Annotated in this window: 22 protein-coding genes; 21 read left to right on the forward strand and 1 reads right to left on the reverse strand. The window is 44.6% G+C overall.

Translation table 11 applies throughout. From position 1 onward, the window contains the following. Window positions 1–52: 52 nt before the first annotated feature. From ystJ to NQ095_RS21945, 7 genes are all read left to right on the forward strand, one after another. Window positions 53–1,291: an NADP-dependent malic enzyme gene (gene ystJ, locus NQ095_RS21915; protein WP_258265466.1), complete on the forward strand. Its 1,239-nt coding sequence runs from the start codon at window positions 53–55 to the stop codon at window positions 1,289–1,291. After that, window positions 1,288–1,947, forward strand: coding sequence for a FadR/GntR family transcriptional regulator (locus tag NQ095_RS21920; RefSeq protein WP_258265467.1), 660 nt, complete (start codon window positions 1,288–1,290; stop codon window positions 1,945–1,947). Before ystJ ends, NQ095_RS21920 begins: the two co-directional genes overlap by 4 nt. Before the next feature lie 134 nt (window positions 1,948–2,081). Continuing rightward, window positions 2,082–2,951 carry an acetyl-CoA carboxylase, carboxyltransferase subunit beta gene (accD, locus tag NQ095_RS21925; RefSeq protein WP_258265468.1) on the forward strand — a complete coding sequence of 290 codons (870 nt, stop codon included), beginning with the start codon at window positions 2,082–2,084 and terminating at the stop codon, window positions 2,949–2,951. Further along, entirely contained in the window at window positions 2,945–3,925 is a 981-nt protein-coding gene (gene accA, locus NQ095_RS21930) for an acetyl-CoA carboxylase carboxyl transferase subunit alpha (RefSeq protein WP_258265469.1), read from the forward strand. The genes accD and accA overlap by 7 nt, the downstream gene beginning before the upstream one ends. Window positions 3,926–4,267: 342 nt before the next feature. Further along, the gene (gene pfkA, locus NQ095_RS21935) at window positions 4,268–5,227 is read left to right on the forward strand and encodes a 6-phosphofructokinase (RefSeq protein ID WP_258265470.1); all 960 of its coding nucleotides are present in this window, start codon (window positions 4,268–4,270) and stop codon (window positions 5,225–5,227) included. A 30-nt stretch (window positions 5,228–5,257) separates the two neighbouring features. Beyond that, window positions 5,258–7,018, forward strand: a complete 1,761-nt coding sequence (gene pyk / locus NQ095_RS21940) for a pyruvate kinase (RefSeq protein WP_258265471.1) — start codon at window positions 5,258–5,260, stop codon at window positions 7,016–7,018. A gap of 178 nt (window positions 7,019–7,196) precedes the next feature. Next, on the forward strand, window positions 7,197–7,583 hold the full coding sequence (locus NQ095_RS21945) for an FxsA family protein (RefSeq protein WP_258265472.1): 387 nt from the start codon (window positions 7,197–7,199) through the stop codon (window positions 7,581–7,583). A gap of 557 nt (window positions 7,584–8,140) precedes the next feature. Here NQ095_RS21945 and ytvI read toward each other — a convergent pair. Then, on the reverse strand, window positions 8,141–9,247 hold the full coding sequence (gene ytvI / locus NQ095_RS21950; RefSeq protein WP_258265473.1) for a sporulation integral membrane protein YtvI: 1,107 nt from the start codon (window positions 9,245–9,247) through the stop codon (window positions 8,141–8,143). A 158-nt stretch (window positions 9,248–9,405) separates the two neighbouring features. Between ytvI and NQ095_RS21955 the strand changes: the two genes are divergently transcribed. The 14 genes from NQ095_RS21955 (at window position 9,406) to NQ095_RS22020 (ending at window position 26,165) form a co-directional block, all read left to right on the forward strand. Further along, window positions 9,406–9,864, forward strand: a complete 459-nt coding sequence (locus NQ095_RS21955; RefSeq protein ID WP_258265474.1) for a DUF441 domain-containing protein — start codon at window positions 9,406–9,408, stop codon at window positions 9,862–9,864. Window positions 9,865–10,188: 324 nt separating this feature from the next. Next, on the forward strand, window positions 10,189–11,307 hold the full coding sequence (gene citZ, locus NQ095_RS21960) for a citrate synthase (protein ID WP_258265475.1): 1,119 nt from the start codon (window positions 10,189–10,191) through the stop codon (window positions 11,305–11,307). 116 nt (window positions 11,308–11,423) lie between these two features. Then, on the forward strand, window positions 11,424–12,698 hold the full coding sequence (icd, locus tag NQ095_RS21965; protein ID WP_258265476.1) for an NADP-dependent isocitrate dehydrogenase: 1,275 nt from the start codon (window positions 11,424–11,426) through the stop codon (window positions 12,696–12,698). Between the two features lie 78 nt (window positions 12,699–12,776). Further along, window positions 12,777–13,715, forward strand: coding sequence for a malate dehydrogenase (mdh, locus tag NQ095_RS21970; protein ID WP_254653802.1), 939 nt, complete (start codon window positions 12,777–12,779; stop codon window positions 13,713–13,715). A gap of 579 nt (window positions 13,716–14,294) precedes the next feature. After that, the gene (locus NQ095_RS21975) at window positions 14,295–14,771 is read left to right on the forward strand and encodes a MaoC family dehydratase (protein WP_258265477.1); all 477 of its coding nucleotides are present in this window, start codon (window positions 14,295–14,297) and stop codon (window positions 14,769–14,771) included. A 218-nt stretch (window positions 14,772–14,989) separates the two neighbouring features. Then, complete coding sequence (locus NQ095_RS21980; RefSeq protein WP_258265478.1) at window positions 14,990–15,706, forward strand: response regulator transcription factor; 717 nt, start codon at window positions 14,990–14,992, stop codon at window positions 15,704–15,706. Then, window positions 15,703–17,502, forward strand: a complete 1,800-nt coding sequence (gene pnpS, locus NQ095_RS21985; RefSeq protein ID WP_258265479.1) for a two-component system histidine kinase PnpS — start codon at window positions 15,703–15,705, stop codon at window positions 17,500–17,502. Before NQ095_RS21980 ends, pnpS begins: the two co-directional genes overlap by 4 nt. 271 nt (window positions 17,503–17,773) lie before the next feature. After that, window positions 17,774–18,736: an FtsH protease activity modulator HflK gene (hflK, locus tag NQ095_RS21990; protein WP_258265480.1), complete on the forward strand. Its 963-nt coding sequence runs from the start codon at window positions 17,774–17,776 to the stop codon at window positions 18,734–18,736. Next, window positions 18,729–19,664 carry a protease modulator HflC gene (gene hflC, locus NQ095_RS21995; RefSeq protein WP_258265481.1) on the forward strand — a complete coding sequence of 312 codons (936 nt, stop codon included), beginning with the start codon at window positions 18,729–18,731 and terminating at the stop codon, window positions 19,662–19,664. The genes hflK and hflC overlap by 8 nt, the downstream gene beginning before the upstream one ends. A 140-nt stretch (window positions 19,665–19,804) precedes the next feature. Further along, window positions 19,805–22,435 (forward strand): DNA polymerase I, encoded by a 2,631-nt coding sequence (gene polA / locus NQ095_RS22000; protein ID WP_258265482.1) that lies wholly within the window; start codon window positions 19,805–19,807, stop codon window positions 22,433–22,435. Window positions 22,436–22,459: 24 nt separating this feature from the next. Continuing rightward, window positions 22,460–23,284, forward strand: coding sequence for a DNA-formamidopyrimidine glycosylase (gene mutM, locus NQ095_RS22005; RefSeq protein ID WP_258265483.1), 825 nt, complete (start codon window positions 22,460–22,462; stop codon window positions 23,282–23,284). Between the two features lie 68 nt (window positions 23,285–23,352). Beyond that, entirely contained in the window at window positions 23,353–23,985 is a 633-nt protein-coding gene (ytaF, locus tag NQ095_RS22010; protein ID WP_258265484.1) for a sporulation membrane protein YtaF, read from the forward strand. A gap of 30 nt (window positions 23,986–24,015) precedes the next feature. Next, complete coding sequence (gene coaE / locus NQ095_RS22015; protein ID WP_258265485.1) at window positions 24,016–24,621, forward strand: dephospho-CoA kinase; 606 nt, start codon at window positions 24,016–24,018, stop codon at window positions 24,619–24,621. A 515-nt stretch (window positions 24,622–25,136) separates the two neighbouring features. After that, window positions 25,137–26,165 carry a glyceraldehyde-3-phosphate dehydrogenase gene (locus tag NQ095_RS22020; protein WP_258265486.1) on the forward strand — a complete coding sequence of 343 codons (1,029 nt, stop codon included), beginning with the start codon at window positions 25,137–25,139 and terminating at the stop codon, window positions 26,163–26,165. Window positions 26,166–26,643: the final 478 nt, after the last annotated feature.

Genomic DNA, 26,643 nt, shown 5'->3' on the forward strand with positions numbered 1-26,643 from the left:
TTCGCACGATTCGATCCATAGTATGTAAAAGAATCAGAAGGAGTGAGCCAATTTGTCATTACGTGAAGAAGCTCTGCATATGCATCGAGTGAATAAAGGGAAATTAGAGTCAAAATCCAAGGTGGAAGTCCGGAATGCGGATGACTTGAGCTTAGCTTACTCCCCAGGGGTGGCGGAACCTTGTAAGGTGATTTATGACAAGCCTGAAACCGTCTATGATTACACGATGAAAGGGAATATGGTCGCGGTTGTTTCTGACGGTACGGCTGTTCTGGGTCTTGGGAATATCGGCCCTGAAGCGGCTCTTCCTGTCATGGAAGGAAAAGCGGTATTATTCAAGAGTTTTGCAGGAGTCGACGCCTTCCCGATCTGTTTGAACACAACGGATGTGGATAAGATCGTTGAAACCGTCAAGCTCCTTGAGCCGACGTTCGGTGGCGTGAACCTTGAAGATATCGCCGCCCCGAATTGCTTTGAAATTGAAGAGCGCCTGAAGAAAGAAACCAATATCCCTATTTTCCATGATGATCAGCATGGTACGGCGATCGTTACTGTGGCGGGACTTGTGAACGCTCTCAAAATTGTCGGGAAGAAAATGTCCGAAATCAAAGTCGTGGCGAATGGTGCAGGTGCTGCCGGTATGGCCATCATTAAGCTCCTCTACCGTTATGGCGTAAGGGACATCATCATGTGTGATTCCAAGGGTGCGATTTATGAAGGTCGTCCTGAAGGGATGAACAGTACGAAAGATGAAGTGGCGAAGTTTACGAATCGTGATCATATCAAGGGCGGCTTGGGTGAAGTATTGAAGGATGCCGACGTATTCATCGGTGTATCTGTTGCCGGTGCCTTGACGGAAGAAATGGTTTCTTCCATGAAACAGGATCCGATCATCTTTGCCATGGCGAACCCGGTACCGGAAATCATGCCAGAGCTTGCGAAAGCGGCGGGAGCCAAGGTAATCGGGACAGGGCGTTCTGATTTCCCTAACCAGGTGAACAATGTCCTTGCGTTCCCTGGGATCTTCAGGGGTGCACTGGACGTGCGTGCAACTCACATCAATGAAAAAATGAAGCAGGCTGCTGTAGAAGCGATTGCTTCCCTGATCACGGAGGACGAACTGAACGCGGACTACGTGATTCCCGCGCCGTTTGATAAACGCGTCGCACCGGCTGTAGCGGCTGCCGTTGCCAAGACAGCCATGGAAACGGGGGTTGCCCGCTTAAAGGTCGATCCGGAAGAAATCCGTAAAAAAACGGAAGATTTAGCAGTCATCGGGAAGAGTGAATGATGACAGAAGTGAACTCTCTCCAAACTCATGCTAAGGTATATATTGGAATTGTTCACCAGCTGAGAGAAATGATATCAAAGGACTGTCTGAAGCCTGGAGATAAAATCCCGTCCGAAAGGGAGCTGTCCGAGCGTCTGAACGTCGGACGCTCCTCTGTCAGGGAAGCACTCCGGGCCCTTGAACTGTTAGGGCTGATTGAAACCCGCAGAGGGGAAGGTACTTTCCTTCGGGATTTCAGGGATCATCATCTGATCGACCTTCTTGGCATGTTTATCCTCCAGGACGACATGGCTCAGGAAGACATTCTTCAGACAAAGATGATGATTGAAAAAGAGGCACTGAAAGCTTTATATATAGATAAAAAGAAAACAGATTCCCTGCATGTGAAACTTTCAGAATCAGAGAATCTGGACGACGTGTTCAGGGAGATCGTCATGATGAGTTCGAATTACTTATCTCAACGGATCTGGAATATCCTGAATGATTTCGAAACGTTGATCTGTGGTGAGAAGAAGCTCACTGTACGAATGAGGGAAGAGTTGGTCAGAATGCTTCACGGCATCGATCACCAGGAGAAAGAGACTGTGCAAGAGACGTATAGAAAGGTTAGGAAAATTGTCGATGAAGACGCGACAATTTCCAACATCTTTTTTTAAACACTTCCATTAAACTGATAGTCAAGCAGTTATAGATCATGCATTTACTATAGAGAAGCGAATGGGCAGCTGTCATGTAAGGGAATATTTCCCCGCTGAAGTAAGCTAGTGTCATTCGGTAAGGAGGTTTCACCTTGCTAAAGGAACTTTTTAACAAATCGAAAAAGAAAAAATATGCAACGATTCCTTCTGAAGCGTCCAAACATGACGTTCCGGAAGGCATCATGACAAAATGTCCTGATTGCAAAAAAATCATGTACACGAAAGAACTTCAAAAGAACTTAAAGGTGTGCATCCATTGTGGATACCATCATGGCATGAGCTCACCAGAGAGAGTCGATAGTTTTATAGATGAGGGCACGTTCCAGGAGCTGGATCATGACCTGACTTCGGGTAACCCGCTGAATTTCCCTGACTATGAAAGTAAAGTGGAAAAAGACCGTAAGAAGACGGGGATGAACGAAGCCGTGCTGACGGGGTCAGGAAAGGTGAATGGAGTGGAGGTCGTGACAGCCATCATGGATTCCCGTTTCCGTATGGGAAGCATGGGATCTGTTGTCGGTGAAAAGATAACGAGAGCCATCGAAGAAGCCGATAAACGGAAGGTTCCGTTCATCATCTTCACTGCTTCAGGTGGAGCGCGGATGCAGGAAGGGGTCCTTTCCCTGATGCAAATGGCCAAAACCAGTGTTGCCTTGAACCGTTTGAGCGAAAACGGAGGACTCTTCATCTCGATCATGACCCATCCGACGACAGGTGGAGTATCCGCAAGTTTCGCATCTGTCGGGGATTATAACTTTGCGGAGCCGGGAGCACTGATTGGGTTTGCAGGCAGAAGGATCATCGAGCAGACGATTCGTGAAGACCTGCCTGAGGACTTCCAGACATCAGAATTTTTATTAAAACATGGTCAACTTGACGGAGTCATCTCGAGACTCGAGTTGAAAGAGAAGATCGGGACAGTACTTGATATACATCAGTGGGACGGTGATCTGCCATGGTAAATGAGATGGAATTTGAAAAGCCTGTACATGAACTCAAGAAGAAAATTGCCGAACTGAGGGAATTCACTCAGAATTCAGACGTCGATCTATCAAAGGAAATCGAGAAACTGGAGAACCGGCTTACAAAGCTTCAAAATGATATTTACGAAAACATGAAGCCGTGGGAAAGGGTTCAGGTTGCCCGTCATCCGGAGCGTCCGACGACTCTGGATTATATCAACTATCTCTTTACGGACTTCATCGAAATGCACGGAGACCGTCTGTATGGGGATGACGAAGCAATTGTTTCAGGCGTAGGGAAGTTTCACGATGTACCTGTCACGATCATCGGTCATCAAAGAGGGAAAGATACGAAAGAAAACATCCGCCGGAACTTCGGGATGCCTCATCCTGAAGGGTACCGAAAAGCTTTGCGCTTGATGAAGCAGGCGGACAAGTTCAATCGTCCGATCATCTGCTTCATCGATACAAAAGGTGCGTACCCCGGAAAAGCGGCAGAGGAACGCGGTCAGAGTGAAGCCATTGCACGAAACCTTGTGGAGATGGCCGGCCTCACGGTTCCCGTCATCTGCATCGTCATCGGAGAAGGAGGTAGTGGCGGGGCCCTGGCTCTTGGAGTGGGAAATCACATTCATATGCTTGAAAACTCCACCTACTCCGTCATCTCACCTGAAGGGGCAGCGGCGATTCTCTGGAAGGATTCCACCCAGGCGAAGCGCGCGGCTGAATCCATGAAGATCACGGCTCCGGATTTAAAAGAGCTTGGCATCATCGATGAAATCATCACGGAAGTAAAAGGAGGAGCCCATAAAGATGTCGAAGAGCAGGCGAACTATATCAACGACGTCCTTAAGAGCTCACTGAAAGAGTTGATTCCGATGAAAAAGGACGAGCTCATTCAACATCGTTATGAAAAATTCAAGGCGATGGGTGAATATTCGGTTTTAAATGATCTTATCGGGGTAAAATCATAACAAACGATGGACTGACAAATAGGAGATACCATTTGTCAGTCTTTTTCATTCAATCCTCCTTAATCCTACCCGGATAAAGGGCTTTGTGACGATATTTTGAAGGTTTTAACAATTAAAACGCTTCCATTTAATAGATTATTTCGTCTTTTGCTTTTCCTCCTAGTAACTTGTTGAGAACCTTGAACCTTCGTGTTATTTTAGAAATAATCCAAAGTCTATTGGTCCATAATAATGTAATGAATGAAATCTGTAATTTTCCTTTTCTTTGTTTTATGTGAAACGATTAACAAGTAGTCCCATTCATTTACATAAAAAGGCATATTTCTTAATGAGGTGATCGTAGTGAAAAAGATTGGTGTATTGACGAGTGGTGGAGATTCGCCCGGTATGAATGCAGCCGTACGTGCAGTTGTACGTAAAGCCATTTTCATGGATATAGAGGTATACGGTATTTATCAAGGGTATAATGGATTAATCAACGGAAACATCAAGAAGCTTGAGCTTGGTTCTGTCGGTGATATCATTCACCGTGGCGGAACAATGCTTTACACAGCACGCTGTGAAGAATTCAAAACAAAAGAAGGCCAGAAAAAAGGGATCGAGCAATTAGAAAAACACGGCATTGAAGGACTTGTTGTCATCGGTGGGGACGGTTCTTACCAAGGGGCAAAAGCCTTGACGGAATGGGGATACCCATGTGTCGGTGTACCGGGAACGATTGATAACGATATTCCTGGAACTGAGTATACAATCGGTTTCGATACAGCGCTGAACACGGTCATCGATGCGATCGATAAAATCCGTGATACGGCTACATCCCATGAGCGGACGTTCATCATTGAAGTAATGGGACGCAACGCGGGGGACATCGCTCTATGGGCAGGTCTTGCCGGTGGGGCTGAAACGATCCTGATCCCTGAGGAGAAATTCGATCTTGATGATGTGGTCGGTCGTTTGAAAAAAGGACAGGAACGCGGTAAGAAACATAGTGTGATCATTGTTGCAGAAGGTGTCATGTCTGCAAATGAATTTGCGAACCGCTTCACAGAAGAAACAGGAATGGATACGCGTGTCTCCGTCCTTGGTCATATCCAGCGCGGTGGAACGCCGACAGCTGCAGACCGTGTCCTTGCAAGTCGCTTAGGGGCTCATGCCGTTGAACTATTGGCACATGGTAAAGGTGGAAGAGCGGTAGGAATTGAGAAAAATCAATTAGTTGATTACGATATCATTGAAGCACTTGCCAAGCCGCATCAAATTGATTTGAACATGTATAGACTTTCCAAAGAGCTTTCAATCTAAATTGTTGTAAGATTTCAGGAGGTAAAGAAAATGAGAAAAACGAAAATAGTATGTACGATCGGTCCTGCCAGTGAAAGTGTAGAGAAGTTATCACAACTGATCGAAGCCGGAATGAACGTTTCCCGCTTGAACTTTTCACATGGTGACCACGATGAGCACGGACAACGTATCATCAATATCCGCGAAGCAGCTGAAAAAGCAGGTAAGACAGTCGGGATCCTGCTTGATACTAAAGGTCCGGAAATCCGCACGAACAATATGCAGGACGGAGCTATCGAATTAACACAAGGATCCAACATCATCGTTTCCATGAAAGAAGTATTGGGAACTACTGAAAAATTCTCCGTTACATACGAAGGGTTGATCGATGATGTTCATGTCGGTTCTAAAATTCTTCTTGATGACGGGCTGATCGGGTTGGAAGTAACGGAAATCGACAAAGCGAACGGTGAAATCCATACACATGTTGCCAACAGCGGAACACTAAAAAATAAAAAAGGTGTAAACGTACCTGGCGTATCAGTGAACCTTCCTGGGATCACTGATAAAGATGCCAGCGATATCGTATTCGGTATCGGACAAGGGGTTGACTTTATCGCGGCATCATTCGTACGTCGTGCATCCGATGTGCTTGAAATCCGTCAATTATTGGAAGAGCACAATGCTTCTCATATTCAAATCATCCCTAAGATCGAGAACCAGGAGGGTGTAGACAACATCGATGAAATCCTTGAAGTATCTGACGGATTGATGGTTGCACGTGGAGACCTTGGTGTTGAGATCCCTGCTGAGGAAGTACCATTGGTTCAAAAGATGCTGATCAAGAAATGTAACTCACTTGGTAAGCCTGTCATCACGGCGACTCAAATGCTTGATTCTATGCAGCGTAACCCAAGACCGACAAGAGCGGAAGCAAGTGACGTAGCCAACGCCATCTTTGATGGTACAGATGCAATCATGCTTTCTGGTGAGACAGCTGCAGGTACTTACCCTGTAGAAGCGGTTCAAACGATGCATAATATCGCGTCTAGAGCCGAAACTGCCCTTGATTATAACGCGATCCTATCTTCTCGCAGCAAAGACAGCGAGCACAATATGACGGATGCCATCGGTCAATCCGTTGCCTATACGGCACTTAATCTTAATGTGAATGCCATTGTCGCTCCAACTGAGAGTGGTCACACAGCCCGTATGATCTCTAAATACCGTCCGAAAGCACCAATCGTAGCCGTGACTGGTACAGACTCTGTATCACGCCGTCTGGCACTTGTATGGGGCGTATACCCTACAGTCGGCCGCAAAGTGACGACTACCGATGAAATGCTTGATATGGCAGTAGAAGAGAGTGTCAACTCAGGTATGACGAAGCACGGAGACCGCATCGTCATCACAGCGGGTGTTCCGATCGGTGAATCTGGAACGACGAACCTGATGAAGATCCACGTAGTGGGCGATGTCGTTGCAAAAGGTCAAGGAATCGGCCGTAAATCTGCATACGGTAAAGCAGTCGTTGCAACATCAGCTGAAGAAGCCGTGAAGAATATGACTGAAGGAGCCGTCCTTGTCACAATCGGCACGGATAAAGAAATGATGCCAGCCCTTGAAAAATGTTCGGCATTGATTGTTGAAGAAGGCGGTCTGACAAGTCATGCAGCCGTAGTCGGTATCAACCTTGGAATTCCTGTCGTGGTCGGTGTGGACCATGCCACTTCATTATTTAAAAATGGTCAGGAAATCACGGTGGATGCAACTCATGGCGTGATCTATAATGGGTATGCGAGCGTATTGTAAGTAAATAGTTGTGGGGAAAACCAGAGTCTTTTTAAGGGCTCTGGTTTTTTTGTATTGAGCGTTAAAAACACCGAAACAACAGAAAAAAACAGCACCCACACCACCGCATAAAACACAACTTTCCTAATATGCTATAATAAATACAAAGCAAGTACTAAACCAAATGGAGGAATCCATCATGAGATATATGTTATTACTATTGATTATCATACCGGCCCTTGAAATCGGGTTATTGGTTCTATCTGGACAGGCGATTGGTCTTGTGCCGACGGTCCTATTGATCATCACGACGGGAATTCTTGGTGCTTATTTAGCTAAGAAGCAGGGAGTCGAGACGATACGAAAGGCGCAGAGGGATATGCAGTATGGTCAACTGCCGGGAGACGCCATCATGGATGGACTTTGCATCCTTGTCGGAGGGGTCGTTTTATTGACGCCGGGATTCATCACGGATGCCCTTGGTTTCTTATTACTGCTGCCTGCCACCAGGAAAATGTTCAAGCCATTCATTTACCGATTATTCAAACGTTGGAGCAATAATGGGAATGTCATCATATACAAATAGAGAAAAAGCACTGCCTAGTGATGATAACGGGTTTATTTGTGAGGTGCAAAACGTAGGCGAAATCAAATAGGCAATCACATAAAATTCATAATCAAAAAGGCTTAGAGATGAAACTATCTCTAAGCCTTTTTTAAATTTTCTTTTTCAAGAAGCCACCTGTATGTTGTACAAGTTCAGTAGATGCTAAAGCAAGTTTGATAAATAAGCGGAGAAAAACCTCTTAATTAGGAAATAGTCCTGAATATAGCTTTAATAGACGGAAATATTCCGGCTATTTACTTAAAAAGCAGGAATATGGGTGATTTTTTTTACTTAAACGGAAAATCTCCGCCTATTTACCCTGATTCAAGCTTTATTCTGAAGGTTAACAGTAATATCTCCGCTTATTCTATCTATCAAAAATAAGCCACTAACGAAATCACCAATTATGCACACACTCTCTAATAATTATTTCATACCCGGTGAATTATATTGAGAGTTCACAGGGCTTTATTTATTGATTTACAATGTCTGCACCTCACAAGTAAATCCGTTGTCAGTCATGAACAGTGTTCTTCCTATTTATCTCCCATTATGAACTTCCACGTATCTTCAAACACACCTGCACGTTTCAAAGTCGATAAGATCACTAGTACAACAGGACCGACGATCAGTCCGAGGAACCCGATCAGTTTAAACCCGACAAATAATGCAATGAGGGTGGCTAAGGGGTCGAGGCCGATGCTTGAAGACAATACTTTCGGTTCCATGATCTGCCGTTGGACGACAACGACAAGGTACAGGACCGACAGGCCGATCCCCAATCCTGTATTGCCCGTGATGAATTCATAGATGATCCACGGTACGAACACAGCCCCTGTCCCGAGATAAGGCAGGATATCCACGAGACCTGTCACGAGTGCAATGGTGATTGCGTAATCTACTCTGAGGATGATCAAACCGATCAACACAATGATGGCCGTGATGGAAATAAGCGTGAATTGAGCACGGATGAAGCCGAACAGTGCCCGTTTTAAGTCGACGAACACTTTCCTTCCGCTGCTCATCGCCTTACCCGGAATGATTTTCTCCGCTTTGGCGGATAATGTATACCAATCCTTACTGATGAAGAAAGTGGCGAGTGCTGCGAAGATCAGGACCGATGCGGCATTTGGGATCCACGAGATCAGCTGGGGCAGCTTTGTGAAAAAGTTTTGCAGGAAATCACCAGCCGATGTCGCGATTTTCGTTCCCGCTGTCTGGACATTTTCGAGTATCGTATCCTGTTGGCCGGCTTCAAGATTTTTAAATAATCCGGCAAGCTGATTGTAGAGAGGGATGACGTGGCTAACGATGATATCTTCTGCATATGTCACAAGAGTTTGAACATGCTTGGGCAGCTCTTCAGCTAAATAATTGGCTCCGGAGACGATTTCGGCAATCAATAACGTGATTAGCCCCGCAAAAATGGCGACGATCAAGATGAGGGATACGGTGACGGCCCATATCCTAGGAAGCCATTTCTCCAGCCCGTTCACCAGGGGATTGATCAGTAAGGCGATGGCAACGGCGATGATGAATGGATAAGCAAGTTTCCATATGTAATAGAGTGAAATCAATGAGAGAATGATGATCGCTAAAACGATCAGGAAGCGGATCGTTCGATAAACATAATCTAAATTCAAGGGTTTCCCTCCTACCGGGTCTAGTACTTCTATTTTATAGGAGACAGGAAATGAAAGGAAGATATATTTGCAGGGGTTAGAGCATTTTATAAATGATGTGAAAAGTTGATATGGTAGGATAATGATTGGAGTACATAAAGGAGAGGCAGGGGATTCATATGACTCAGCCATTGATGTTTTTACTGCTTTTATTGGGAATCGGGCTGATGGCGAAAAATCAATCTATTATTATAGCCGTAGCATTTCTAATTGTACTAAAGCTGTTTGGGCTTGATGAGAAGATCTTCGCGGCGATTCAGTCGAAAGGCATTAACTGGGGGGTGACGATTATCACGATTGCCGTACTCGCACCGATTGCAACAGGGGAAATCGGCTTTAAAGATCTCTTTGATTCGTTGAAGTCCCCTTATGCCTGGATTGCACTCGCCTCTGGGATGGCCGTGGCATTGATTGCAAAGAACGGGTTGATTCTATTGGAAGATGACCCACACCTGACGACGGCCCTCGTTCTTGGTACGGTGTTAGCCGTCGCTCTTTTTAAAGGGGTTGCCGTCGGGCCTTTGATCGGCGCGGGGATCGCGTATCTTGCTATGAAACTGTATGAATTATTCCTGTAAACATGTATTGAGATTTATCCGATTCGATCCTCATTTTTTTGATGGTTTATTTTTCTAGAAAAATAATTTTTATAGAAATTGATGCGTTTTCATTCACAAAAGTCAGATAATTGTTTATAATAGGAAATGTAAGCGCATCCCGAGCTCTCGTGATAGAATAGAAAGAGCAGGGAATCATTTTTTGTATAGGAATTGAGCAATCGCTCAGCGTTTTTTTACGTTCTTTTTAAACAAGCCTACTAGACTTAATAGATCGTTCTGTAGGGTTTTATACTCATATGAAAATGGGTAAAAGACAAATATATAACAAAAGGAGAGGTTATTATGACAGCAACTCGCGGATTAGAAGGAGTTGTAGCGACGACATCGTCCATTAGTTCAATCATTGACGATACCCTTACATATGTTGGCTACAACATTGATGATTTAGCAAATAATGCAAGCTTCGAAGAGGTAATCTACTTATTATGGCATCTGAAACTGCCTAATGCATCAGAACTTAAGGAATTTACAGAGCTGTTAGCAGCTAACGCTGAATTGCCTAAGGAAGTCATCGAGCATTTCAAGATGTACAACATCAAGGAAGTTCATCCGATGGCCGCTTTACGTTCAGCTGTATCCCTTCTTGGATTGTATGATGATAAAGCAGACGTGATGGAAGAGAAGGAAAACTATCTGAAAGCCGTCCGCCTTCAAGCGAAGATCCCGACGATCGTCACGAGCTTTGCCCGTATCCGCAACGGTCAGGAACCGATTGCACCACGTCAGGACTTAGGTTTTGCAGCTAACTTCCTATACATGTTGACAGGAAAAGACCCTGAGCCTGTTGAAATCGAAGCATTCAATAAAGCGCTTGTCCTTCATGCAGACCATGAGTTAAACGCTTCCACATTTACAGCACGTGTATGTGTCGCGACTCTATCTGACGTCTATTCAGGTGTGACAGCTGCGATCGGTGCCTTAAAAGGGCCGCTTCACGGTGGGGCAAATGAGCAGGTAATGAAGATGCTTACTGAAATTGGTTCTGTCGATAAAGCAGAAGAGTATATCCTCGACAAATTAGAGAAGAAAGAAAAAATCATGGGCTTCGGTCACCGCGTTTACCGTCAAGGGGATCCACGTGCGAAGCATCTGAAAGAAATGTCCAAGAAATTAACTGAATTGACAGGACAAAGTAAATACTACGAAATGTCCGTCAAGGTTGAAGATGTATTCACATCCAATAAAGGCTTACCGCCAAATGTTGATTTCTACTCAGCATCTGTTTACCACAGCTTAGGTATCGATCATGATTTATTCACTCCGATCTTTGCTGTTAGCCGTGTATCCGGATGGTTGGCACACATCCTTGAGCAATATTCAAACAACCGTCTGATCCGCCCTCGTGCTGATTATGTAGGGCCTGGCAAGCAGGAATATGTACCTGTTGAACAAAGAGGTTAATCATCAATATTTACAAATAGTAAAAATATTGGTGTAATAATAAGGGAAGGGGAATGACTCAACATGCTTAACTTATGGGTCATCCCCTTTGATAATGAAAAAATGGAGGTTACATAATGACACAAGGTGAAAAAATTACAAACCAGAATGGCCAACTTAATGTGCCTAACAATCCAATCGTCCCATTCATTGAAGGTGACGGAACGGGTCCAGATATTTGGGCATCAGCCAAGCGCGTCCTGGATGCTTCTGTAGAGAAAGCATACAAAGGCGAACGCAAGATTTCATGGAAAGAAGTATATGCAGGGGAAAAGGCATTCAACAAAACAGGTGAATGGCTTCCAAACGATACGCTTGAAGCAATCCGTGAATATTTCATCGCGATCAAAGGTCCACTTACGACTCCTGTCGGCGGCGGAATCCGTTCATTGAACGTTGCGCTTCGCCAGGAATTGGATCTTTTCACATGCCTGCGTCCAGTACGCTACTTCGAAGGTGTTCCATCACCCGTTAAGCGTCCTGAAGACACTGACATGGTCATCTTCCGTGAAAACACTGAGGATATCTACGCAGGTATCGAGTACGCTAAAGGTTCTGATGAAGTGAAGAAATTAATCAGCTTCCTGCAAGACGAAATGGGCGTAAACAAAATCCGTTTCCCTGAAACATCAGGTATCGGAATCAAGCCTGTTTCTGAAGAAGGGACAAACCGTCTTGTACGTGCTGCGATCAACTATGCAATCACTGAAGGCCGTAAGTCTGTAACGCTTGTTCACAAAGGGAACATCATGAAGTTCACTGAGGGAGCTTTCAAAAACTGGGGTTACGAGTTAGCTGAGAAAGAATTCGGCGATAAAGTATTCACTTGGGCTCAATATGACAAGATCAAAGATGCTGACGGATTGGAAGCTGCTAACAAAGCTCAATCTGATGCTGAAGCAGCTGGTAAGATCATCGTGAAGGATTCAATCGCTGATATCTTCTTACAACAAATCCTTACTCGTCCAGCTGAATTTGATGTAGTGGCAACAATGAACTTAAACGGAGATTACATCTCTGATGCATTAGCTGCTCAAGTAGGTGGAATCGGTATTGCTCCTGGAGCAAACATCAACTACGAATCAGGACATGCCATCTTTGAGGCAACTCACGGAACGGCTCCTAAATATGCAGGTATGGATAAAGTGAATCCATCTTCTGTTATCCTTTCAGGTGTCCTTATGCTTGAACATCTTGGTTGGACAGAAGCTGCTAACCTGATTACAAAATCAATGGAAAAAACAATCGCTTCGAAAGTCGTAACTTATGACTTCGCCCGTCTGATGGATGGAGCGACAGAAGTGAAATGCTCTGAGTTCGGTTCTGCTTTAATCGATAACATGGAAGCATAATAATGAGACATAAGGTTGGGGTGCTTCGTATAGGAGCACTCCTTCCTTTACATAATGAGACGAATAGGAGGAATCATGATGGCAATTAAACGTAGAAAAGTATCTGTGATCGGTGGGGGATTCACCGGGGCGACAACGGCATTGATGCTCGCCCAGAAAGAGCTTGGAGATGTTGTATTGGTTGATATTCCGCAAAACGAGGATCCAACGAAAGGGAAGGCACTGGATATGCTTGAGGCAAGTCCTGTACAGGGGTTTGATTCAACCATCATCGGTACGTCCAATTATGAAGATACAAAGGATTCGGATATCGTTGTCATAACTGCCGGGATTGCCCGCAAACCGGGTATGAGCCGCGATGATCTGGTTCAGACCAATCAAAAGGTCATGAAATCCGTGACGCAGCAAATCGTCAAGCATTCACCTGACTGTTACATCATCGTCCTGACCAATCCCGTGGATGCCATGACCTATACAGTGTTCAAGGAATCCGGTTTCCCGAAAGAACGCGTGATCGGCCAATCCGGCGTATTGGATACAGCTCGTTTCCGCACGTTTGTCGCACAGGAATTAAACCTGTCCGTGAAGGATATTACCGGATTCGTCCTCGGCGGCCACGGCGATGACATGGTCCCTCTTATTCGTTACTCATACGCTGGAGGCATCCCTTTAGAAACATTGATCCCTAAGGACCGCCTGGACGCCATCGTCGAGCGCACACGTAAAGGCGGAGGCGAGATCGTAGGTTTGCTCGGTAACGGAAGTGCCTACTATGCACCGGCCGCTTCACTTGTCCAAATGGTCGAAGCCATCCTTAAAGACCAGCGCCGCGTCATCCCGGCCATCGCCTACCTCGAAGGCGAATACGGATTCGAAGGCATCTACCTCGGCGTCCCAACCATCCTAGGAGGAAACGGCCTCGAGAAAATCATCGAACTCGAATTGACAGAAGACGAAAAAGCTGCACTTGCCAACTCAGCTGACGCAGTTAAGAATGTGATGGCATCATTGGCTTAACGACATAACGAAAACTGACTTCCATTATGGGGGTCAGTTTTTTTTGTTGTTTTAACTCTTTTAACGACTGCGTCTATTTTCAGGAATCAATGAACCGACAATGCCCTGTCAACAAAATACTACTGAGGATAATAGGGTGTGTGCTACGCTTACAACTAGTGTTTGGCATTTATTATCTCCGTTGTCTATTTTAAGATTATTAGAAGGGGATTCGATTATAATAGATTTTGAAGTAGTATTAACATATGCCCCGATAGTTGATTGAAGCGGAAGGTGCTCGACTCCTGCGTGAAACAACGAAAAGCGGAGCTGGACAGGGGTAGGACACCACATGCAGCCGAGGAGGCTCACCGCCAGCCCCGCGGAAAGCGAGCACCTGCAGCGGAAATCAACCAGCACATGCTCCGTATAAACTTCACAAAAAAATATCAGCCATTCAGAGAACATGAATTTCCACACCCACGCGTAAAAACTCTTTGTATGGAAACCCTAAAAATGATAAAATACTAATAGACAGACAATAAAAACAATTTTTATTATTTAAAATTGTAATCGTTTACATACTTGGAGGTGCTTCTTATGTTATTAGGGAAAAAGAGAAAACTGGGAAGAAAAATCGACGAAATGACGGTCGGTGAAAAACTGACCCTGACTGAAAAAATTGAAGACAACGAACTGCTTCTATACCTTGGGCTCACAAATGATGCCAATCCACTATATATCCAGCACGATTATGCTTCACAGACACCATTTAAAAAGCCGATCGTTCCCTCCATCATGCTGACGGGGATCATTACATCGGCAGTATCCAAATATCTGCCGGGACCCGGCTCCCATATTGTGGAGCAAACCATTGAATTTCCAAAACCGGTCTATCATTACGCAACGGTTCAATTCCTGTTCGAAGTCACAGAAGTAAATCCACATAATCATCTGGTTACCATCCAGGTATCGGCCACGAACGAAGAGGATGAAAAGGTGATAAACGGCACCGTCAAGGTTTGTCCGCCTCACCGCCTGGAAAAAATGAATAGTCATGCATTGGAAAACTTCTAATGAAGGAAAGGAGCTATGTGATCATAGCTCTTTTTTTATGCGAAAATGATAAAGAAATAGCTCGAAGTGCATCCTATAAAAAAATGGAGTGAAAAACTAAAAAGGATTAAATCTCTCTAAATGATGGTAAGCACAGAGAATTATATTATAATGAAAGTACAATTACATAAACAGTTTGGATGTTGGGGTTAATTTTCTTTGGTATGGAGGCACAATAAATGAGCAAAAAAATCTTGGTAGTCGATGATGAACAGTCAATCGCAACACTCTTGAAGTACAATCTGGAGCAATCCGGTTATTCGGTGACAACGGCACATGACGGTGCAGAGGGAAGGGATCTGGCGATTGAACAGTCCCCGGACTTGATCGTTCTTGACCTGATGCTTCCGTCCATGGATGGTATCGAGGTATGTAAAGAACTGAGGCAGAGAAAGATTAATATACCTATACTGATGTTAACGGCTAAGGATGATGAATTTGATAAAGTTCTTGGCTTGGAGCTTGGAGCCGATGACTATATGACGAAGCCGTTCAGTCCACGTGAGGTGGTTGCGAGGGTGAAGGCGATCCTTAGACGAAGCCAGGCCATTCGGGAAACGGAACCGGCTGCCGAGGAACAGACCGATTATAAGGAAGTCGGGGAATTGAAGGTGTATCCTGAACAATATGAGGCCTATTTCCAAGGAGAATTACTTGAACTGACACCGAAGGAATTCGAGCTTTTATTATATTTGACGGATAACAAAGGAAGAGTTCTGACGAGAGATCAGCTCTTGAGTGCCGTATGGAATTATGATTTTGCCGGAGATACAAGAATCGTGGATGTGCATATCAGCCACTTACGGGAAAAAATCGAGTCCAATACGAAGAAACCTACCTATATCAAAACCATCCGTGGTCTTGGGTATAAATTGGAGGAGCCTAAAAATCGATGACCAAATTTAGAACAAAGCTCCTATTTGCTCTAATTACTTTGATTATCGCTGTCTTAATTGGGCTTGGTCTGCTTTTGGGCCAGATTTTCAAGAACTTCTATTTAGATACATTTAACTCCAGGATTGAAAAGGAGACAAGATTACTGGCAAGCTCCATAGAGGAGAACGGGACACCGAAAGAAATCAATCCGGATATGATTAAGGGATTGAGTGATATATTGGATGTAAGAATTATGGTGCTTGATAAGACCGGGGATGTCGTCCATGATACGGATACGGCTGATTCAGTGGTTGGTCCACAGCAGAAGAAAATCGTACAGGAAATTCAGAAGAATTGGGATGTAAAGCAGAAGCATAAAAAACTGGTCACTTCAGGAAATGAATATCGGTATTATTGGTATCCATTGAAAAATGCAAACGATGAAATGATGGGACTTCTCATTATGAGCGCAGAGGTCGATGCCCTGGAAAGAGGCACACAGCAAATCTGGTTTGTATTGTCCATTTCATTAGGCCTTGCCCTGGTCCTCATCATCATTCTTGGCTCAAGGATTACGGTGAGGTATACAAAGCCCATCGAATCAGCGACCAATGTGGCCATGGAGCTTGCCAAGGGGAATTACCGAGCCAGGACCTACGAGGATCGTCTGGATGAAACGAGTATGCTCAGCACCTCCATCAATATATTAGCCAGAAACCTTCAGGAGATGGTCAATGCCCAGGAAATGCAGCAAGACCGCTTAACGACATTGATTGAAAATATGGGGAGTGCTCTCCTATTGATCGATCACCGGGGGTTTGTCGTCTTAACGAACAGGACGTTCAGGGACTTCTTCAACCTGGAGGAAAGCCAACTGAAGAAAGTACGGTATCATGAGGTGATTCACTATTCGGAAGTGAATAGGCTCGTAGAGGAAATCTTTATGACGGAGGAGCGGTTGCGAAAGCAGATTCTCCTTCCGTACAAGCTTGATCGAAAGCACTATGAAGTGTACGGGGCCCCGATTATCGGCAACAATGATGTATGGAAAGGGATCGTCGTCGTATTCCATGACATCACCGAGCTTAAAAAGCTTGAACAGATGCGTAAAGATTTTGTAGCGAACGTGTCTCACGAATTGAAAACGCCGATCACCTCGATCAAAGGATTCTCAGAAACGCTATTGGACGGGGCGATGGATGATCCTGAAACGCTGAAATCCTTTTTAGACATCATTCTAAAGGAAAGTGACCGGCTGCAGTCCCTCATTCAGGATCTGCTGGAGTTGTCTAAAATTGAGAAGCAGGGATTCCAGCTATTCATTGAGGAAGTTGAAGTGGCAGGGCTGATAGAAGATGTGTTTCCGATTTTAAAAGAAAAAGCGAAGCCAAAGGACATTTCCCTTCATGCTGATTTCGAATCAAGGGGAACGGCAGAAGTGGATTCCTACAGGTTAAAGCAGGTCTTCATCAACCTGATCAGCAATGCGATCGCTTATACTCCCAAAGGCGGAAATGTTTCGGTCACTGTAACGGAAGATCGTGATAAAGTATATGTTCAAGTAAAAGATAACGGAATGGGGATCAGCCAGGAAGAGCTCCCCCGCATCTTTGAACGTTTTTACCGGGTGGATAAAGCGAGAAGCCGCAATTCAGGTGGAACCGGTTTGGGCTTGGCGATTGTCAAGCACATCATTGAAGCTCACGAAGGTGATATTGAAGTGGAAAGCGAACTGGATAAAGGAACGACTTTCACTGTCACATTGAACAAATGGTCTTCATCCATCGCTCACGGTGGAAATCATGGAAAACCTTAGTCGTTTTTCACATCATTTACATTGTTTTTACATTAGATTTAAATTTAATTAACAATAGGGTGTTACGATACTAAGTGAAACCCCTTCATCCAAGGTGTTAAGAAAAGACGAGAACCAACCCCGTTCTCGTCTTTTCGCTATTTAACGATGAAAACGCTCTCAAATCCTCTTTTGTCATCTTCTCTTAATATTCTTGAAACCTTTTTGTCTTATGTCCGTATATCTTAGTAAGCAGAAAATAAGATATAGAGATGGAAAAGGGAGGGTGCATATGAGCTTGAAGCGTGTTTATACTGTAGCAGGAATGGTGCTTGCAGCCATTATTTTGATTGTTGTCCTACTGACATCCTGGTATACCGTTGATGAATCAGAGCAGGCGCTGGTGTTGACGTTCGGGGAAGCAGGCGAACCGGTTGTGGAGCCAGGGCTGCATTTCAAGATGCCGTGGCCGGTGCAGTCAGTGGAAGTCCTGTCGAAAGAAACATTCAGCCTTCAATTTGGATATGAAGAAAAAGACGGGAAAATCAAGGACTTTCCAAAAGAAACAAAGATGATCACCGGGGATGAATACATTGTACTTGCCGACCTTGTTGTACAGTGGAAAATCACGGATCCTGAGAGCTATTTATTCAACTCGGATAAACCGAAAGAAATCCTCTACGATGCAACTTCATCTTCGTTAAGAAGCATTATCGGAAGCTCATTGATCGATGATGCCTTAACCTCGGGGAAAGCCGAAATCGAGGCAGATGTAAGGGATTTATTGACTGAGTTGATCGATGATTACGATATCGGGATCTCCATTCTTGCGGTGAAGCTGCAGGATGTTGAACTTCCAAATGCAGAGGTCCGCTCGGCGTTTACGGCCGTAACCGATGCAAGGGAAACGATGAATACGAAAATCAATGAAGCCAAGAAATACAGAAATCAGCGGACCAACGAAGCCAAAGGGGAAAAGGATGCCGTCATATCAAGGGCCAAAGGGGATAAAATCGCACGTGTGGAGCAGGCACGCGGGGATGTAGCGGTGTTTGACAAATTGTACAATGAGTATAAATCAAATCCTGAGATTACAAGAAAGCGTCTCGTACTGGAAACACTTGAAAACGTCCTGCCAAATGCAGAAATCTATATTATGAAAGACAGCGGGGAAACGTTGAAATACTTCCCGATCCGTCAAATGGAAAATCAACCACCTAAAGTGGAGAAGGAAGGAAGTGACGAGAATGAGTGATCAAAATGTATTTGATATCAATACAAAGAAAAAAGACCCGATCGAGTGGAAACGTTATACGAAATTAGGTATCTTTTTCGTGATTCTCATCGCTGTCCTCCTTCTCCTGTTCACGAGTCTCTTCATTGTCAAAGAAGGAGAATACAAAGTCGTCCGTCAGTTTGGGGAAGTGGTACGAATCGATAAAGAGCCGGGTATGAAATATAAAATCCCGTTCATCCAATCCGTCACGACTCTACCGAAGCACCAAATGACGTATGACGTGACGGAAGCAGAGATCAATACAAAAGATAAAAAGCGGATGCTCATCGACAATTATGCCGTTTGGCGCATTGAAGACCCTCTTAAAATGATCAAAAATGCAAGAACGGTAATCAATGCCGAGACAAAGATGGAAGAATTCATCTATTCAGTAGTCCGCTCCGAGCTTGGTCGATTGGAATATGATGAAATCATCAATGATGAGAAGTCTTCAAGAGGAAGTCTGAACGATAAAGTAACTGACAAGGTGAATGAGCTGTTGCAGCGTGACAACTATGGAATCGTCGTTCAGGATGTTCGTATGAAGCGCACGGATCTCCCTGAAGCGAATGAAAACTCCGTCTATACCCGTATGATTTCAGAACGGGACTCCAAAGCACAGGAATACCTGTCCATGGGGGATGCCGAAAAACAAAGGGTGACGGCTGAAACCGATCGTGAAGTGAAAGAGCTGCTTGCAAAAGCCGGTGCGGATGCCAATGTGATCCGGGCCGAAGGAGAAGCCGAAGCCGCACAAATTTACAACAAATCCTTCTCGAAGGACCCGAGCTTCTATGACCTCTATAAAACACTCGAAACGTATAAGAAGACCGTGGATGATAAAACCGTCATCATCTTACCATCGGATTCGCCGTATGCGAGGTTGTTGATGGGGTATACCGAATAACGTGAAGGAACTCTTGGAATTGGGTAGTTTACCTGATCTCCGGGAGTTTTTTTCTTGGATAAGGTCCCCGTTTTTCCTTTCATTCCCCAACATGATAGAATAACTATATAGAAACAAAAGCCTTTACAGGAGGTACTTATATGTCCAAAAAATTAGTCCTGATTGACGGTAACAGTATTGCTTACCGTGCATTCTTTGCCCTTCCTTTATTGAATAACGACAAGGGTGTACATACAAACGCGGTGTATGGTTTCACCACCATGCTCCAGAAAATACTCGAAGATGAAAAGCCGTCTCATATCCTGGTGGCTTTTGATGCGGGGAAAACGACGTTCCGCCATAAGACATTCACGGAATACAAAGGCGGCAGGCAGAAGACACCGCCGGAATTGTCCGAGCAATTCCCTTATATCAGGGAACTGTTGGATGCTTACGGTATCAAACGGTATGAAAAAGAAAACTATGAAGCGGATGATATCATCGGGACACTCTCCCTTCAGGCTGAGTCTGACGGGTTCGAAGTGAAAGTGTACTCCGGGGATAAGGATTTGACCCAGTTGAGTTCCAAAGACACAACGGTGTGCATCACGAGAAAAGGAATCACGGATATCGAAGTGTATACACCCCAGCACATTAAAGAAAAATGGGAAATCACCCCTGACCGGATCATTGATATGAAAGGCTTGATGGGGGACAGCTCTGATAATATCCCTGGTGTACCCGGTGTCGGTGAGAAAACGGCCATCAAGCTCTTGAAGGAATTCGATTCTCTTGAAAAACTGCTGGAGTCCATCGACAAAGTGAGCGGAAAGAAACTGAAAGAGAAGCTTGAAGAAAATAAGGACCAGGCGATCATGAGTAAAGAGCTGGCCACGATCCTGAGAGAAGCTCCCATCGAAATCACGGTAGAAGAACTGAATTATGATGGCTGGGATGAAGTGAAACTGAAGGAAGTGTACCGGGACCTTGGATTCAATTCACTCCTTGAAAAAATGGGGGAATCCGTTCAAGAGGAGCCCCAGCAGCTGGACGATATCTCCTTTGAAGTGGTGGAAACCATTTCAGACGAACACCTTTCAATTGAGAGCTCCCTCTACATCGAAATGCTTGAAGAGAATTATCATCTTGGTGAAGTCATCGGACTGAGTCTTCATAACGAAAATGGGACGATTTTCTTTACCCTTGAAACTGCATTGAAATCAGAAGCCTTTAAGAAATGGGCAGAAGATGAATCGAAGTCGAAGAACGTTTACAACTCAAAAGAGACCGTCGTTGCCCTGAAGCGACAAGGGATCGACATCAAAGGTATCGGGTTCGACCTGCTGCTCGCGTCTTATATCATAAATCCTTCTGAATCGAGTGAAGACTTTGCGTCCATTTCCAAGGGGCATGGTCAGCCATCCATCGAGTCGGATGAATCGGTTTATGGAAAAGGGGCCAAGCAGAAAATCCCTTCCACGGACGTATTATCCGAGCATCTTGCGAGAAAGGCAAGCATCCTTCAAGACTTGAAGGACACATGCATAAAAGAGTTGGAAGAAAATGATCTCTATCATTTATATATGGAACTGGAATTACCTCTTGCCCTTATCCTGGCTGAGATGGAATTCACAGGTGTAAAAGTGGATCAAGATCGTTTGATGACCATGAAAGAAGAGCTTGCTCTCCGACTGGAAGAATTAGAAAAGAACATTCATGAACTGGCAGGAGAGAATTTCAATATCAATTCTCCGAAGCAGCTCGGCGTGATCCTTTTTGAAAAACTGGGTCTACCGGTTGTGAAGAAAACGAAGACTGGTTACTCCACTTCCGCAGACGTATTGGAAAAACTGCAGTCCAAGCATGAAATCATTGATCACATCCTACACTACCGTCAGTTAGGAAAGCTGCAATCCACTTATCTGGAAGGGTTACTGAAGGTCGTTCATAAAGATTCCAGCAAGATCCATACACGTTTCAACCAGGCCCTCACTCAAACGGGCCGGTTAAGCTCAACCGATCCGAACCTTCAAAACATTCCGATCCGACTGGAAGAAGGGCGGAAAATCCGTCAGGCTTTCATTCCTTCTGAAAAAGGGTGGGTCATGTTCGCTGCCGATTATTCACAGATCGAACTGCGGGTGCTCGCCCATATAGCGGGGGATGAGAAATTGGTTGAAGCCTTCCGTAATGATATGGACATTCATACGAAAACGGCCATGGACGTTTTTGGAGTGGAGAAGGACGAGGTCACATCCAATATGAGAAGGCATGCGAAAGCCGTTAACTTCGGGATCGTGTATGGGATCAGTGATTACGGACTGTCACAAAGCCTTGATATTTCACGGAAAGAAGCAGGGGAATTCATTAAGAAGTACTTAGAAAGCTTCCCGGGCGTGAAAGAATATATGGATGATATCGTACAGGATGCGAAACAGAAGGGATATGTGACGACATTGATGAATCGACGCCGTTACCTTCCTGAAATCACGAGTCGTAACTTCAATTTACGAAGCTTTGCTGAACGTACAGCGATGAACACACCGATCCAGGGAAGTGCAGCAGATATCATCAAGAAAGCCATGATTGATATGGCAGCCCGTTTGAAGGAAGAGAATCTTCAAACACGAATGCTCTTACAGGTGCACGATGAATTGATCTTTGAAGCTCCTGAAGACGAAATCGAAACATTAAAGAAAATTGTTCCGGAAGTGATGGAGAGTGCAATGGAGCTTGAAGTTCCATTAAAGGTTGATTACTCTTACGGACAAACATGGTACGACGCGAAGTAGTTCTAAGCAGAAGGAGGTGGCACAATGCCTGAGCTGCCTGAAGTGGAAACAGTCAGAAGAACATTGGAGCTCCTTGTATCAGGTAAGAAAATAAAGGATGTCAGTGTCTTTTGGCCGAAAATGATCAAGAATCCCCCTGAAGCGGATGAATTCATTCATAGCTTGAGAGGGCAGGAAATTATCGAAATGAGAAGAAGAGGAAAATTTTTGATTTTTGATTGCAATGATGTTGCCCTCGTTTCCCATTTAAGAATGGAAGGGAAGTATAATCTGGCTGATCAGGGGGATCCCATTGAAAAACACACCCATGTCATCTTTCACTTTACGGATGGAACGGAACTCAGATACCGTGATGTCCGGAAGTTTGGAACGATGCATCTGTTCAAGAAGGGGGAAGAATTATTGCACCTCCCCCTCCTACAATTGGGGCCGGAACCGTTCCTGTCAGAATTTACATCAGACTATCTCGCTGAAAAGCTTGGCAGGACTGAAAGAATCGTGAAAGCCACATTATTGGATCAGACGGTCCTGGTTGGCCTTGGGAATATATATGTAGATGAAGCCTTGTTCCGTGCAAGCATTCATCCCGACAGAAAATCAAAGTCCCTGTCCCGGAAAGAAATCGATCGGCTCCACAATGAAATTATTCACACTTTGACCGAAGCGGTGGAAATGGGCGGCAGCACGATCCGGTCTTACGTGAATTCAGAGGGGCAGATGGGGATGTTTCAACAGAACCTTTATGTGTACAGCAGGAAAGAAGAGCCGTGCCGAAACTGCGGTACCCCTATCGAAAAGAAAGTATCGGCGGGGAGGGGGACCCATTACTGCCCTCGCTGTCAGCAGTAGAAAGAACGTTTAACATTTGATAAGCCCTTACCATATAGTATTGTAATGATTTTCGGGAGGGCTATTAGATGAGTGAAACAATCTCCTTATTACTGCTGGCGTTCGCTGTGAGTCTCGATAGTTTCAGCACCGGTTTAACTTATGGATTGCGAAAAGTGAAAATCCCTACAAAATCAATCAGCATCATATCGATCTGTTCAGCGAGCTCTTTATTGCTGGCGATGTTACTCGGTCAAACCATCGGGTCCATCATCACCCCGGTCTGGGCAGGAAGGATCGGCGGACTGATCCTTGTCGTGATAGGCGCGGCTGTTCTTTATCAGTTCTTCAGACCGGAAAAAGAAACGGTACTGTCACATGAAAAAACATTGATCAATTTTGAAATCAAATCCATAGGTTTAGTGATTCAAATATTAAGAAGACCGCTCACGGCGGACTTTGATAAATCGGGTACCATTACCGGTATCGAGGCGTTCATGCTTGGAATCGCCTTGTCACTGGATGCCTTCGGTGCCGGAATCGGTGCCGCGTTATTACATTTCTCGCCACTACTATTAACCCTGGCGATCTTTGTGATGAGCTTTGCGTTCTTATTTTCCGGATTAAAGATGGGGGAATTCTTCTCTCATCTGCGCTGGATTCACCGCGTTTCATTTCTTCCGGGCGTTCTGCTCATCCTGATCGGGATCCTGAGGTTCTAGTGCCCGGCGAGTATTGGAAAGGACACGATCATGGCACGTATTATAGGATTAACAGGTGGAATCGCAAGTGGTAAAAGTACAATCTCAACCATGCTACATGAAAAAGGATATACCATAATCGACGCAGACCTCGCAGCCCGTATGGTGGTCGAGGTGGGTCAGCCTGCTTATCTGGCGATTGTCGAAGAATTTGGTCAAGGCATCCTCCATGAAAACGATTCGGCCATCAATCGTGAAAAACTCGGTCAAATCATCTTTAACTCTGAAGAAAAAAGGAAAGTGCTGAACAGCATCGTGCACCCTGCCGTCAGAAGCATGATGCTCCAGCATAAAGACGAAGCCATTGCTTCTGGCAAAAACACCATATTCATGGATATTCCATTGCTATTCGAAAGCGATCTCACATGGATGGTGGAGCGTACCCTCCTCGTATACGTGAACGAAGAAACCCAGCTGTCCCGCTTAATGGAACGCAATCACTTAAACCGCGAAGATGCAGAAGCTAGGATCGCGTCCCAATTCCCACTCAAGGACAAAGTCAACCTTGCCGACGCAGTCATCGACAACAACGGATCACTCCATGAGACAAGAGAACAACTTGAGGCTCTATTAGCAGAATGGGACTTACAACCATAGCATCACAAATGACCGACAAGAAACCCTTGTCGGTTTTTTAATGGTGTAATATATGTATATTAATATTAATTCTGTTATTCAATAACCCGATACCCAAAAGGAATTTAAGGGTGTTGTTTAATCTTTTTATATGCTGACTTTAGTTAGAAATACAGAGTGGAATGGAGCGGAAGGCACTTCACTCCTGCGGGAAACGAGGAAAAGTCGAGACCCCGCAGGGCAACGCCCGAGGAGGCTCGACTTCCTCCCCGCGGAAAGGAAGTGCCTGGAGCGAAAAGGAACGGTCCGCAATTTACACTTAAACTCATTTATGGTTTAAACATTACTGATTTGAGTGTGTGCAAAACACGTATGAAACCAAACCACAAAAATATACATACAATAAGCCTATTTGTCAGAATAATAAAACATTTAAAATCCGCAAAATACTTATTAACTAATTCTCCAAATATGTTATACTATTTTTAGCAAATAAACATATAAGTATAACATTAATATAGAGGGGAGCCGGATTTATGAAGGCGAAAATTGCAATCAATGGTTTTGGACGTATCGGAAGAATGGTTTTCAGAAAAGCGATATTAGAGGATAACTTAGAGGTTGTAGCCATTAATGCAAGCTACCCGGCTGAAACGTTAGCCCATTTAATAAAGTATGACACAAATCATGGTACATTCCAGGCAGATGTAGTGGTGGAAGATCATGCACTCATCGTCAACGGGAAACGTGTCCTACTATTAAGCAATCGTGATCCTAAGGCGTTACCTTGGAATGAACTGAACATCGATATCGTAATCGAAGCGACGGGGAAATTCAATTCTAAAGATAAAGCGAGCCTTCACTTAGAAGCAGGAGCGAAAAAAGTCATCCTGACGGCCCCTGGTAAAAATGAAGACGTTACCATTGTGATGGGTGTAAATGAAAGCGCATTAAATATAGAAGAACACAGCGTCATCTCCAACGCTTCCTGCACAACGAACTGTCTGGCTCCTGTAGCGAAAGTGCTGGATGAGCAGTTCGGAATTGAAAACGGTCTCATGACGACGGTTCATGCTTACACAAATGATCAGAAGAATATCGATAATCCACATAAAGATTTGAGAAGAGCAAGAGCGTGCGGACAATCGATCATCCCGACGACTACCGGAGCAGCGAAAGCATTATCATTAGTGCTTCCTCAACTAAACGGGAAGCTTCATGGCATGGCCTTACGTGTACCGACTCCGAACGTTTCATTAGTGGACCTGGTCGTGGATGTAAAAAGAGACGTAACCGTTGAAGAGATCAACGAAGCATTCGTCACAGCATCCCTTGGTTCCCTGCACGGAGTCCTGGAATATACGACAGAGCCACTAGTCTCAATCGATTTTAATACAAACCCTCATTCTGCCATCATCGACGGCTTGTCCACCATGGTCATGGGCAACCGAAAAGTGAAAGTCCTTGCCTGGTACGACAACGAATGGGGCTACTCATGCCGCGTCGTCGACCTGGCCAAATTCGTCGCCACCAAAATGAATGCCAAACAAGAAGTCAACGTTTGAAAGAACCAACATAAATCATAAAGTAATATATTAGAACGTGCCTTTTTCAGGTGCGTTCTTTTCTTTTATTACACTTTAATAAATGGGTAAACGAAAGAATTTTTAAAATGAAGCATTTATTCGCTATCGTGTAAAGTCTGTTTAGAAATATTGTTCTTTCATAGAATTATCTATCTGAAAGTTTTACTAGTGTCAAATCACAGAGTGGATTGCAGCGGAAGGCACTTGACTCCTGCGGGAATAGCGGGACAGCTCGAAATGCGGAGGCGGCTCGCTCAGCCCCGACAAGCATAAGAGGAATGGACTAAGAAGGCGTCCTTTTGCCTTCTTGGGCCATTTAGCTTATGACCTCGAGGGGCTAGCCGCCGTAGCTGGACAGTTGAGACCCCACAGGGCAAAGCTGCACTGGTCCCATAACGTTGGACACTTAAATTTCTAAGCAGCTAATTCAGTACTTACTCGATAAGCTACCGGACTT

The sequence above is a fragment of the Rossellomorea sp. SC111 genome, from assembly GCF_024733565.1.
Lineage (GTDB): Bacteria > Bacillota > Bacilli > Bacillales > Bacillaceae_B > Rossellomorea.

Coding starts and splice junctions, on each gene's coding strand:
- NQ095_RS21920 (WP_258265467.1), top strand. CDS start 1,288: ATGATGACAGAAGTGAACTCTCTCCAAACTCATGCTAAGGTATATATT.
- accA (WP_258265469.1), top strand. CDS start 2,945: ATGGTAAATGAGATGGAATTTGAAAAGCCTGTACATGAACTCAAGAAG.
- pyk (WP_258265471.1), top strand. CDS start 5,258: ATGAGAAAAACGAAAATAGTATGTACGATCGGTCCTGCCAGTGAAAGT.
- NQ095_RS21945 (WP_258265472.1), top strand. CDS start 7,197: ATGAGATATATGTTATTACTATTGATTATCATACCGGCCCTTGAAATC.
- NQ095_RS21955 (WP_258265474.1), top strand. CDS start 9,406: ATGACTCAGCCATTGATGTTTTTACTGCTTTTATTGGGAATCGGGCTG.
- citZ (WP_258265475.1), top strand. CDS start 10,189: ATGACAGCAACTCGCGGATTAGAAGGAGTTGTAGCGACGACATCGTCC.
- icd (WP_258265476.1), top strand. CDS start 11,424: ATGACACAAGGTGAAAAAATTACAAACCAGAATGGCCAACTTAATGTG.
- mdh (WP_254653802.1), top strand. CDS start 12,777: ATGGCAATTAAACGTAGAAAAGTATCTGTGATCGGTGGGGGATTCACC.
- NQ095_RS21975 (WP_258265477.1), top strand. CDS start 14,295: ATGTTATTAGGGAAAAAGAGAAAACTGGGAAGAAAAATCGACGAAATG.
- NQ095_RS21980 (WP_258265478.1), top strand. CDS start 14,990: ATGAGCAAAAAAATCTTGGTAGTCGATGATGAACAGTCAATCGCAACA.
- pnpS (WP_258265479.1), top strand. CDS start 15,703: ATGACCAAATTTAGAACAAAGCTCCTATTTGCTCTAATTACTTTGATT.
- hflK (WP_258265480.1), top strand. CDS start 17,774: ATGAGCTTGAAGCGTGTTTATACTGTAGCAGGAATGGTGCTTGCAGCC.
- hflC (WP_258265481.1), top strand. CDS start 18,729: ATGAGTGATCAAAATGTATTTGATATCAATACAAAGAAAAAAGACCCG.
- polA (WP_258265482.1), top strand. CDS start 19,805: ATGTCCAAAAAATTAGTCCTGATTGACGGTAACAGTATTGCTTACCGT.
- mutM (WP_258265483.1), top strand. CDS start 22,460: ATGCCTGAGCTGCCTGAAGTGGAAACAGTCAGAAGAACATTGGAGCTC.
- ytaF (WP_258265484.1), top strand. CDS start 23,353: ATGAGTGAAACAATCTCCTTATTACTGCTGGCGTTCGCTGTGAGTCTC.
- coaE (WP_258265485.1), top strand. CDS start 24,016: ATGGCACGTATTATAGGATTAACAGGTGGAATCGCAAGTGGTAAAAGT.
- NQ095_RS22020 (WP_258265486.1), top strand. CDS start 25,137: ATGAAGGCGAAAATTGCAATCAATGGTTTTGGACGTATCGGAAGAATG.